The sequence below is a fragment of the Bacillus sp. B-jedd genome, from assembly GCF_000821085.1.
GTDB lineage: Bacteria > Bacillota > Bacilli > Bacillales > Cytobacillaceae > Bacillus_D.
This window is the reverse complement of the sequence record NZ_CCXR01000001.1, coordinates 2,151,337-2,162,404: the sequence shown is the minus strand read 5'-3', so window position 1 is coordinate 2,162,404 and position 11,068 is coordinate 2,151,337. Positions and strand designations below refer to the sequence as shown.

Here is an 11,068-nt window from a genome sequence, read left to right as displayed (position 1 = left end):
TTCACCTCCTAAAAACGCATTACTTTTTCAATGGCCGCTTCAACCCTTTTAGAGGTCGGAAGATAATGGTCCTCGAATCCAAAATAAGGGACCGGCGTATCAAATCCAGTAACTCTTTCAGCTGGCGCTTTCTGATAAAGGAAAGCGGTGTCATTAATAATCGAAACAATGTCATTTCCTACCCCGCCAGTGGCGTGAGCTTCATGGACGATGACCGTCCTGCCCGTTTTTTGGACTGATTCAGCGATGATGTCCTTATCAAGCGGATAAAGTGTCCGTAAATCAATTACTTCACAGCTGATGCCTTTGGCAGCCATTCCTTCCGCGGCTTTCATCGCGACCGGTACCATTGCGCCCCAGGTAAGGACCGTAACGTCCTCTCCGACCTTCAGCACCTTCCCTTTTCCGATTTCGACTGTATAAATCCCTTCAGCTACTTCATCCTTTACGGATCTGTATAATCTCATCGGCTCAAGGAATAATACTGGGTCCGGATCAAGAATCGAGGCAATCAATAGGCCTTTCGCATCGGTTGCTGTAGAAGGGCAAACGACTTTAATGCCGGGCATATGTGTAAACAGCGCCTCTGTGCTGTCACAGTGGATTTCCGGCGCCCTGACTCCCGCCCCATAAGGAGCGCGAATGACCATCGGAACGGTAAAATGGCCGAATGTCCGCATTCTTAACCGGGAAGCGTGAGTCATGATTTGTTCATATGCCGGATAAATAAATCCGAGGAATTGTATTTCCGCGACAGGTTTGAACCCCGCGGCAGCCATTCCGATCGCCGCGCCGACAAATCCCGCTTCCGATAAAGGGGTGTCCATCACCCTTGTTTCGCCGTGCTTTTTCTGGAGTCCGTCAGTCACCCGGAAAACACCACCGTTTTTGCCGATATCCTCCCCAAGCAAAAGGACTTCCGGATGTTCGCTAAGCATCACATCAAGCGCGTCATTAATTGCCTGAACCATCGTCATCGTTCTTGTCTTCGTTGCCGTTTCCACTTAATTCCCACCTCCGATCAATTGGAGATATTCCCGTTTTTGTTTTTCGATCGGCCAGACCGGCTTTTCAAAAACATAATCAAATATGTCGGCTGGATTTGCGGCTGGGAACCTTTCCATTTCCTCAATTGCGCGATCAATTTCCTCCGCGGCTTCCGTTTCAATGGCAATTCGGTCCTGTTCGTTAAAGTACCCTTCATTTTTCAAGTAACGTTCAAGACGAAGGATCGGGTCGATCGTTTCCCGCTTTTCATGGCTTTCCGTCTGGTCCCTGTACTTTGAAGGATCATCCGCAGTCGTGTGGGCGCCGTACCTCCACGTCACCGCCTCAATCAGCGTCGGGCCCTCACCTTTTCGGGCGCGGTCTAGCGCTCTTAATGTTTCAAAGTAAACCGCAAACACATCATTGCCATCGAGCCGTACTCCAGGTATCCCATAGGCGATGGCCTTCTGGGCGATTGTCTCAGAATTCATTTGCTTTTCAATCGGGACAGAAATCGCATATCCATTGTTCTGATTGAAGAAAACCACCGGAGCTTTCGTGACGCTCGCAAAATTAAGCCCTTCATGGAAGTCGCCTTCCGAAGTGGCGCCGTCACCAAAATAAGCAATGGCCGCGCAGTCAGTTCCCTTCATTTTTTCGGCTAGCGCGGCACCTGCCGCATGGGGAATTTGCGTTGCAATCGGAATGCCTGGCGGGAAAATTTTTTTACCATCCGGAGGTACGCACCCCTCATTCCGGCCATTCCAAAACAGCAGGATGTTCCTAAGGGAATGCCCGAAAACAAAAGCCGCCCCATGGTCCCTGTATGTAGGGAAAAGCCAATCATCCGGCTTTAGGGCCAGCGCGGTCCCAACTTGTGAGGCCTCCTGTCCTTCGAATGGTGCATAGGTTCCTATCCGTCCCTGCCTTTGCAAACTGACTGCTTTTCTGTCAAACTGTCTGATCCGGATCATTTGCCTGTAAAACCCCATGGCGAGCTCACGATCAATTTTATCCTTTAGGGAAGGCTCTCCCACATTGCCTTGTTCGTCCATGATTTGTATCATCGGAAAATCCTTCATCAATTTTATCGCCCTCCTTAACAGGAATTTTAGTAGCGCACCGCCCATTTTGGACGTTTGTGATGGGAGAAAAAGCTGTTTCTCCTGACACGGGCCTCAATCCGGGCTTCGCAGAACCGGTCAGCAGCTTCAACAGTCGTGACGCCTTCTTCAGCGGCATGCCTATAAATATCCAGCAGGGAATCATAAATAGCTGTTGTTTTCTGCATGACCCTCTCTTTATTTGGCTTATAAAGCTCATCGGCAACCTGGATAAGTCCGCCCGCATTGACAATGTAATCCGGCGCGTAAAGAATCCCCTTTTCCTGGAGAAGCCGCCCGTGCCTTGCATCGCCAAGCTGATTATTTGCAGAACCCGCGACAGCCAGGCATTTAAGCTGCGGTATGGTTTCGGCATTAAGAATGCCGCCAAGCGCGCACGGGACGAAGACATCCGCGTCCTGAGAGTATATTTCATCACTCGCCACCGCTTTTATTGAAGTGCCAAGCGACCTTGCCTGCTTAGCCAGCCGTGCCACTGCCTCTTCACTGATATCCGTTACATAAAGGTCCGCCCCTTCCTCCAGGAGCCGTTCGGCCACTTTATAGCCTACCTTTCCAAGACCTTGGATGGCATACGATCGGCCCGCCAGCTGATCCGTTCCCCAGATGACTTTATTTGTTGCCCGGATACCGTTCAGGACTCCTTCCGAGGTCGGGATCGAGGAATCTCCGCTTCCGCCATATGCTTCACCAACTCCAACGATACAGTTCGTTTCCTTCATGGCATGGACGAAATCGTCTGGGCTCGTTCCCATATCAGTACCTGTATAAAAGCGCCCATTCAGAGAATCGACGAACTGGCCAAATGCCCTGAATAATTCTGGTGATTTATCTTTTTGGGGATCACCGATAATCACTGCCTTCCCTCCGCCAAAATCGACATCGGCGGCCGCACACTTATAAGTCATCCCTTTTGCGAGACGTAAAGCATCCTCGAGCGCCTCGTCGGTGCTCTCATATGGACGCATTCTGCATCCTCCAAGGGCAGGGCCCAATTTCGTGCTATGAATGGCAATGATTGCTTTCAGGCCTGTTGTTTCATCATTGCAGAATACAATTTGTTCATGCTCGCTGATTTTTTGGAAAATATCCACGCTCTTGATGTCTCCCTCCGTTAATGGTAACGCTTTCATTTCAACGTCTCCCTTCAGGTCGATTACAGGATTTAGCAGGCGAATCAGCAGACTGTCCGGCAACTGCCAGATTAATCAATCACTTCACCGCTTTAAAGCAAATTAAACCCCTAAACAGCAAGAAAGAAACAAACCCTTTTGCAGAGCTGTTTCTTTACTAAACGAGTCGCGTTTTCTTGGATGCTGAATCCTCTATGAATTTAGCATACTGCGAATTTTCAATTTTGGCAAAATTGCCTGTTTGACTTCTCCTATCCCTATCAATCCATCCGGCCCATTGACAGTCACTTCTGTCATGACAGACCGTTCTGTATGGGAGAGGAGCGTCGCTGTTATAATAAGTTCATCATCCAGCCTGCCAGGCGCGGTATGCTTGACGGAAACTGAGGCCCCCATCCCTTCCTCCTCTTCCTCGAGGTATGGCAAGATGATTTTCCTGGAGGCCCATTCCATATGGTAGACCATCCAGGCGGTCGAATAGGCGGGATGGACAATCTCTCCGCCAAATTCCGCGAACATTTTTTTGGTGACGGTGATCCTGATGGTTTCCTGGAGGCCAACTTTCATTCCGGGTTTCATTCCAATCAGCCTGCCTTTTAATATGAAAAGATATTATGATAGCAAAGCACGGTCGCTTGCCATCTGGGTGCCGCGGATCCGCTGGAATTCTTCAAGCAGGCCTTCAATTGTCAGTTTCTTCTTATCCTCTTCATTTACTTCAAGGATAATCTGTCCTTTATCCATCATAATCAGCCGGTTTCCAAGATCGATCGCCTGCTGCATGTTGTGGGTGACCATCAAAGTTGTCAGCCCGTATTGATTAATGATTTGTTTCGTAAGATTCGTAATCAATTCTGCCCTGGAAGGATCAAGGGCGGCAGTGTGTTCATCCAGCAAAAGGACACAAGGCTCCGTGAATGTGGCCATCAGCAGCGAAAGCGCCTGCCGCTCACCTCCGGAAAGGAGGCCAACCTTTGCTGTCAGCCTGTTCTCCAGCCCAAGGTGGAGTGTCTCCAATACTTCCTTGAATAGTTCCCTGCGTTTTTTTGTCACGCCTTGCCTGAAGGTTCGGTTTTTGTTGCGCGAATAGGCCATGGCCAGATTTTCTTCTATTGTCATGCTCGGCGCGGTGCCGGCCATCGGATCCTGGAAGACCCGGCCGATTAATTTCGAGCGGTTATACTCCGTCATTGAGGTAACATTTTTGCCATCAAGGAATATCTCCCCGATATCCGGCTGAATTGCTCCGGAGATAATATTCATCAACGTGGATTTTCCCGCTCCATTACTGCCGATGACCGTGACGAAATCCCCGCGTTTCAGTTCAAGTTGTACATGGTCAATGGCTATTTTTTCATCGGGGGTGCCTTCGTTGAAGACTTTATTAATCTGATTTAAGCGCAGCATGGCCATCCCCCTTTCCAGCATTCACCTTTTGCATAAGCGTTAGCCGTTCAGCTCTTTTTCGTTCTTTCCGTTTCTTTTCCTTAATACCAGCAAGCACTTTCGGCCCTACGAGGGAAATGATAACGATCAACGCCGTAATCAGTTTCATATCACCTGGATCAAGGAAATCAAATCGTAACGCAATGGACACGACGAGTCTGTAGACGATGGCGCCGCCTAAGACCGCGAGCGTTGCCCTTGCGATTGTTTTCGCACCGAACAATGCTTCACCTATGATGACGGATGCAAGTCCGATGATGATCATCCCGATTCCCATACCCACATCGGCAAAACCTGCCTGCTGGGCAATCATCGCACCCGAAAAAGCAACCATCGAATTGGAAATACCTAAAGCAAGGATGATAAGCAGATTGGTATTGGCCGAGAAGCTGCTTATCATTCGCTTATTGTCGCCTGTCGCCCTAACGGCGAGGCCTATTTCGGTTTTAAGGAACCAATCGGTAAACAACTTTATCATTAAAGTAACGACAATCATGAACAGGAGGATTCCCCAAGTCGAAGGAAGGCTGTCCTCAAGTCCCATGGAAGACAGGATGCCGTTCATAAATGAGTCGATACCCGTTTTGTCCGAAGCATTGCTGACGGCTGTCAGCGAAGTGTCCTTGTTAAGCAAGGCAACGTTTGACCTTCCCATAATGCGGAGATTGATCGAGTATAAGGCGATCATGACGAGGATCCCGGAAAGGAGCGCATTTATTTTCCCGGCAGTATGAAGGATGCCAGTAATGCATCCAGCCGCGAAACCTGCCACTAGGGCTGCCGCGGTAGCAATGAACGGATTATGGCCATTCACAATCATTGTTGCGGCAATCGCGGCGCCGGTAACGAAGCTCCCATCAACCGTCAAATCTGGAAAATCAAGGATTCTAAAGGATAGATAGACCCCGAGCGCCATGATTGCATAAATAATACCTGATTCAAATGCCCCGAAAATTGCTGTAAACACATCCATCATCCTTCCTGTACATGCCTGGGCGGAAAGGGGGTTTCAGCCCCCCTCCTCTCCGGCCTTAAAATGCGGCCGATAAAATGGTCTTACTCTTCATAGAACTCCCCGGCATTTTTCCATTCGTCTTTAACTGTCAGCCCCTGTGCTTCAGCGGCCTTTTTATTGATCATTAATGTCAGGCTCTGTGGAAGGGCGACCGGAATTTCCGAAGGCTTCTTCTTTCCAGCCAGAATTTCCGCGGCCATCTCTCCAGTTTCATATCCAAGATCGTAATAACTGAATCCGCTCGCTGCAACGGCACCTTTTTTCATGGAATCAAGCTCACCGACAAAAAGCGGGATCTTTTTGCTGTTTGCAACGGAAATGACGGACTCAAGGGCAGATACAACAGTATTATCAGTTGGAACATAAATGGCATCGACACGGCCGACAAGCGATTCAGAAGCTTGCTTGACCTCAGCGGAAGTTGAAACGGAAACTTTTACTAATGAAGCTCCATTTTCCTTCGCCAGTTTTTCAACGGCTTCTACCTGGACGACAGAGTTCTGTTCCCCGGAATTGTAAACAATCCCGATTTTCTTCGCGCCGACTTCCTTCGTCATGAAATCAATCGTCTTTTTAGTTGCATCTGGATGGTTATCCGTTGTTCCGGTAATGTTATCACCGGGTTCATCGAATGATTTCACCAGTCCGGCTCCGACAGGGTCAGTTACGGAAGTGAACAAGATCGGAATATCTTTTGTGACACTAAGGGCAGCTTGTGCGCTCGGTGTCGCATTGGCGAAAATCATATCGACCTTATCACCTGCGAAATTTTGGGCGATGGAACGGGTATTGTTCTGGTCACCCTGTGCGTTTTGGTCAATGAATTTAACCTTGAGGCCTTTATCCTCGAGGGCTTTCTTAAACCCTTCCGTTGCAGCATCCAGAGAAGGATGCGGCGCAAACTGTGACACGCCTACTGTGTATTCCTTTTCTTTTTCTTCCCCTCCGCCTGTTTTACCGCCGGCAGACTCTTTGTTTCCGCAGCCAGCGAGCAGCAACATCCCTGCAAGCGCGAAAGACATTGCTTTAGCAGCTTTTCTCATCTCATTTCCCCCTTAGTTTTAGTTGTCCATCCTAGGAAAGACAATTGATAAAAACTTATATTATGTGAACTCATAGAGTTGTACATATGATAAATACTATCATCACCGTATTTATACCGTTATACTAACATTCGCAATCTTTTAAAGTCAAACAATTTTCTAAAAATTGAATATTATTGGATATTATTAAAAATTATATTGCGATAGAATAAAAAAAGCAAGAGACTTTTTAATCTCTCGCAAAATTAACGCTTCAACCCGTTAAAGTGTTAAGGGGTTGAAGCTGGAGTCAGTTATGTTTCTCTAGTTGAATTTGCGAGGTTTTTAGGGCTATTATTGCTTCTTCAACCATTCGGTCCAATAGTTCCTTGGCAGAGGGAATATCTTTAATCAATCCCGCTATTTGGCCGGCATTAAGAAAACCTTCTTCAATATTGCCGCTGATCGCTCCCTTTTTATGATAATATTCGCTCGTCAAATCCATTAAATCCGCTAAACTCGCTCCCGATTTTTCTTCCGCCAACAGCTTTCGTGCATATGGGATATCAAGGAGCCTCCGGACCATGCCGGCAGATCTGCCGACGACCAGAGTTGAAGTATCAGTCGCTTCAGTTATCAGCTTTTTGTAGATAGCATGAAAGGGAGCTTCTTTAACCGCGATGAACCTTGTCCCCATTTGAATGCCGCTTGCGCCGAGAGACAGCATGGCGGCAAGCCCCCTCCCATCTGCGATGCCACCGGCAGCGACGACAGGTACCCCTACTGTACTAGTAATCTGCGGAATAAGAGTGAGAGTAGTTGTTTCAAGTGGCGAGTTGATTCCCGCCGCTTCATACCCCTCAGCGACAATAACATCAGCTCCCGCTTTCTCCGCCTTTTCTGCATGCCTCACAGAAGCGGTCACCGCTAATACCTTAATCCCTTCATCATGCAATCTGCCAATAAACGGAGCTGGGTTCCCTGCCGAAAGAGACACGACTGGAACCTTGTGTTTTACAGCCAGGGCGAGCAGGTCCTTCACATACGGAGAAACACCGAGAGCAACATTAACAGCAAACGGTTTGGAGGTACGAGTCTTAGTTTCTATTATTATTCTCTCTACTTCCCCTGGTTCCATCGTACCGGTACCGATTGTCCCAAGCCCTCCGGCCTCGGAAACCGCCGCAGCCAGTTGAGCATTGCTGATATTGCCCATCCCGCCTTGAATAATCGGATACCGGATGTTAAGCAATTTTGTTAGCTTATTCACAGATTCCATCCTTCCGTTCCAAAAGCGTCATAAAACTCACTTTTAATCAATAATATATGGATGCTCAAGGATGTCGTAGTCTTCATCGCGTTCCTCAAGTTCATTTCCTTCGCGGAATACCGATTCGAAGAACCTCGACGCCGGGGAGGCAAGCTCTTTATAATAATCCGCGAATAAAGCGGCCGCATGGCTGCCAAGCCATTTTTCTGGCAGCAGCTCCTCCGGCAGGCCTGGATCAATAAAAAGGAATTTACGGTATTCATGGACTAGCTTGGTCCGCTCCACGAAACAATCCGCGTCCGTCATCTGACCCTTTAAAATCATATTTTTCTCAATGATGTATTTCTGGCTGTATATTTTTATAAATTCTTCATACCTCTTATTGATTTCATCAAGATCCCAGCATTTTTCTACCAGGCGGATGTTTTCTTTCGGCCCGCTGTACTCAGCGACAAAGAAATCAACATAATCTTCGATTTGATACTTGTCAATTAAATCGTATACTTCATTTTCAAGTGTATTTGCCGAAATCCAGAAACTGTTAGAGAGAGTTCCGAACCCGCTCCAGATCAATTCCTTCCTTAGTTCATCCCGGACGCTCCGGATTTCCTCGGGAATCGAGTACATAAGTATCCGCCATTTGCCGTCCCATTCCTCGGGTTTCAGCTTGAAAATCCTTTTGGCGGCCTCTTCTATACGCCTGATCCCCCTCGGAGTAAGCGAATAGTAACTTTTATTGCCCGCCTTCTCCGCCTGAACCCATCCCTGTTTATTCATCCTTGAAATGGCTGCTCGTACAGACTGGCTGTTATGGCCGAACTCCTCCAAAAGCCTGATCAGGCTGCCAATCCAGATTTTATTCCCGTAGTGGGAAATATAGTCGCCGTATAAAGTAAAAATCATTGATCTAGTATTCACTGTCCATTCACCTTTTCTGTCAGCCCACTACGGATATTTCCTCTTTAATTATCCTTCATGTCTTTCTATTATCGTTGCGATTCCCTGGCCAACTCCAACACACATCGATGCCAGACCATATCGGGTTTTTCTTCTCTTCATCTCATGAACAAGCGTTGTTAATATCCTTGCGCCGCTAGCGCCAAGAGGATGCCCGAAAGCGATTGCTCCCCCATTTACATTGACAATATCCGGATCGATTCCCATGTCGTTAATACAGGCAATCGACTGTGCGGCAAAGGCTTCATTCAATTCACAAAGGCCGATGTCCTCTGCATGAAGGCCTGCCCTGTTCAATGCTTTCCTAGTGGCAAAAACAGGACCGATTCCCATGATCCTCGGCTGGACCCCAGCCACCGCCGAGACAATATACTTTGCTAGCGGCTTAAGTCCGAGCTCTGATGCCTTTTCGGCGCTCATCATTAAAATCGCCGCGGCGCCATCATTTACACCGGATGCGTTACCAGCAGTCACCGAGCCATTTTCAAAGAGTGGTTTCAGCTTTCCAAGCTTTTCTATAGTCGTATCACTTCTTGGATGCTCATCTTTATCAATGACAATCTCATTCCCCTTTTTGTCAGTATACTTAACAGGGATGATTTCTTCAGCGAATATTCCTCTTTCTACCGCTTCCTTTGCTTTCATCTGGCTTTTGAATGCGAATTCATCCTGCTCCAGCCTGCTAATGGAATAATCCGACGCGACGTTCTCCGCCGTTTCTGGCATGCTGTCTGTTCCGTATTGTTCTTCGAGTTTCGGGTTGATAAAGCGCCAGCCAATCGTCGTATCCATTAATTCCATATTGCCTCTTGGAAATCCTGCTGCAGGCTTTGCCATGACAAATGGAGCGCGGGTCATGCTTTCGGTCCCGCCCGCGATAAAGATATCCCCCTCGCCTGCCAGAATCGCTCTTGCTGCATAGTTTACCGCATCAAGGCCGGAACCACAAAGCCTGTTGATGGTCGTCCCGGCGACTGAAACGGGCAAGCCTGCTAAAAGGGCCGACATTCTCGCGACATTGCGGTTGTCCTCGCCCGCCTGGTTTGCATTGCCGAGCACGACTTCTTCAATCTCTTCCAACGGAACAGACGGATTCCTTTCCAAGAGCGCCTTGATGACCGCAGCTCCGAGGTCGTCAGGCCGCACATGTTTTAAAGCTCCGTTATACCTGCCAATCGGAGTTCTTACCGCATCGATAATAACCGCTTCCCTAAGCTTCAAAACACAACCCCCACTCAGTCAAGTCTATCTTTGTTGGAATAATCATAGACGCCACGCCCGCTTTTCCTGCCTAGCCGGCCTGCTTTTACATATTGCTCAAGAAGGGGCGCCGGCCTGTACTTTTCCCCAAGTTTTTCATGAAGGTATTTCAAATTATTCAACCTTGTATCAAGGCCGACCAGATCCCCGAGCTCAAACGGCCCCATAGGGTAATTGAGACCCAGCCTTATCGCCTTGTCAATCTCTTCAGGAGTTCCTACCCCTTCTTGCAGCATATAAAAGGCTTCATTCCCGACGAGGGCACTGATCCTGCTCGTGACAAACCCGGGAAACTCGTTGACCACAACCGTTTCCTTGCCCATCTTTTCCGCCGCTGCCCGAATTGCCGCTGCCGTTTCATCACTTGTTTCCAAACCGCGAATAATTTCGACCAGCTTCATTTTATGGACAGGGTTGAAAAAATGCATGGCAATCACTTTTTCTGGCCTCGACGTAAATGAACCTATTTCAGTTGGGCTCATGGTCGATGTATTTGACGCAAAGAGGCAGGTCTCAGGCGCATGCCTATCTATTTTTTCAAAAACATCGCGTTTAATGGAGAGCACCTCTGGGACAGCCTCAATCACAAGGTCCGCCGTTTTTACCGTCTCCTCAAGGTTAGTCGAGTAAGATAATCGTTCAATCCCAATCTTCATTTCCTTTTCCGATAGCTTCCCGCGGCTTCTCGCGCCTTCAAAGATTGACAGGATATTTTCTTTGGCAGCTTCAAGCTGCTGCTCCCTAATATCAACAAGTGTAACAGTAAAACCGCCCGCGGCGCTAACATAGGCTATGCCGCGCCCCATGACCCCTGAGCCGATGACAACCACATTTTTCATACTTTTGTCCAACTC

The 11,068-nt window shown here is 48.1% G+C and carries 11 protein-coding genes; all 11 read right to left on the bottom strand.

All coding sequences use genetic code 11. The features are described from left to right. Window positions 1–8: 8 nt before the first annotated feature. A complete protein-coding gene (locus BN1002_RS10605; RefSeq protein ID WP_197072866.1) occupies window positions 9–977 on the bottom strand; it encodes an alpha-ketoacid dehydrogenase subunit beta in 969 nt (322 codons plus the stop codon). A gap of 27 nt (window positions 978–1,004) precedes the next feature. Then, window positions 1,005–2,069 carry a pyruvate dehydrogenase (acetyl-transferring) E1 component subunit alpha gene (gene pdhA, locus BN1002_RS10600; protein ID WP_048827889.1) on the bottom strand — a complete coding sequence of 355 codons (1,065 nt, stop codon included), beginning with the start codon at window positions 2,067–2,069 and terminating at the stop codon, window positions 1,005–1,007. Window positions 2,070–2,098: 29 nt separating this feature from the next. Continuing rightward, complete coding sequence (locus tag BN1002_RS10595) at window positions 2,099–3,244, bottom strand: Leu/Phe/Val dehydrogenase (RefSeq protein WP_048824999.1); 1,146 nt, start codon at window positions 3,242–3,244, stop codon at window positions 2,099–2,101. 192 nt (window positions 3,245–3,436) lie between these two features. Then, on the bottom strand, window positions 3,437–3,823 hold the full coding sequence (locus tag BN1002_RS10590; protein WP_048824998.1) for a thioesterase family protein: 387 nt from the start codon (window positions 3,821–3,823) through the stop codon (window positions 3,437–3,439). A gap of 33 nt (window positions 3,824–3,856) precedes the next feature. Further along, on the bottom strand, window positions 3,857–4,651 hold the full coding sequence (locus BN1002_RS10585) for an ABC transporter ATP-binding protein (protein ID WP_048824997.1): 795 nt from the start codon (window positions 4,649–4,651) through the stop codon (window positions 3,857–3,859). Further along, entirely contained in the window at window positions 4,629–5,657 is a 1,029-nt protein-coding gene (locus BN1002_RS10580) for an ABC transporter permease (RefSeq protein WP_048827888.1), read from the bottom strand. Before BN1002_RS10580 ends, BN1002_RS10585 begins: the two co-directional genes overlap by 23 nt. Before the next feature lie 89 nt (window positions 5,658–5,746). Continuing rightward, window positions 5,747–6,748 (bottom strand): ABC transporter substrate-binding protein, encoded by a 1,002-nt coding sequence (locus tag BN1002_RS10575; protein ID WP_048824996.1) that lies wholly within the window; start codon window positions 6,746–6,748, stop codon window positions 5,747–5,749. Between the two features lie 289 nt (window positions 6,749–7,037). Beyond that, complete coding sequence (locus BN1002_RS10570; protein ID WP_048824995.1) at window positions 7,038–7,997, bottom strand: NAD(P)H-dependent flavin oxidoreductase; 960 nt, start codon at window positions 7,995–7,997, stop codon at window positions 7,038–7,040. 42 nt (window positions 7,998–8,039) lie between these two features. Further along, window positions 8,040–8,915 (bottom strand): phenylacetic acid degradation operon negative regulatory protein PaaX, encoded by an 876-nt coding sequence (gene paaX / locus BN1002_RS10565; RefSeq protein ID WP_048824994.1) that lies wholly within the window; start codon window positions 8,913–8,915, stop codon window positions 8,040–8,042. Between the two features lie 48 nt (window positions 8,916–8,963). Beyond that, window positions 8,964–10,175 (bottom strand): 3-oxoadipyl-CoA thiolase, encoded by a 1,212-nt coding sequence (locus BN1002_RS10560; protein ID WP_048824993.1) that lies wholly within the window; start codon window positions 10,173–10,175, stop codon window positions 8,964–8,966. Window positions 10,176–10,189: 14 nt separating this feature from the next. Beyond that, window positions 10,190–11,053 carry a 3-hydroxyacyl-CoA dehydrogenase gene (locus tag BN1002_RS10555; protein ID WP_048824992.1) on the bottom strand — a complete coding sequence of 288 codons (864 nt, stop codon included), beginning with the start codon at window positions 11,051–11,053 and terminating at the stop codon, window positions 10,190–10,192. Between the last annotated feature and the right edge of the window lie 15 nt (window positions 11,054–11,068).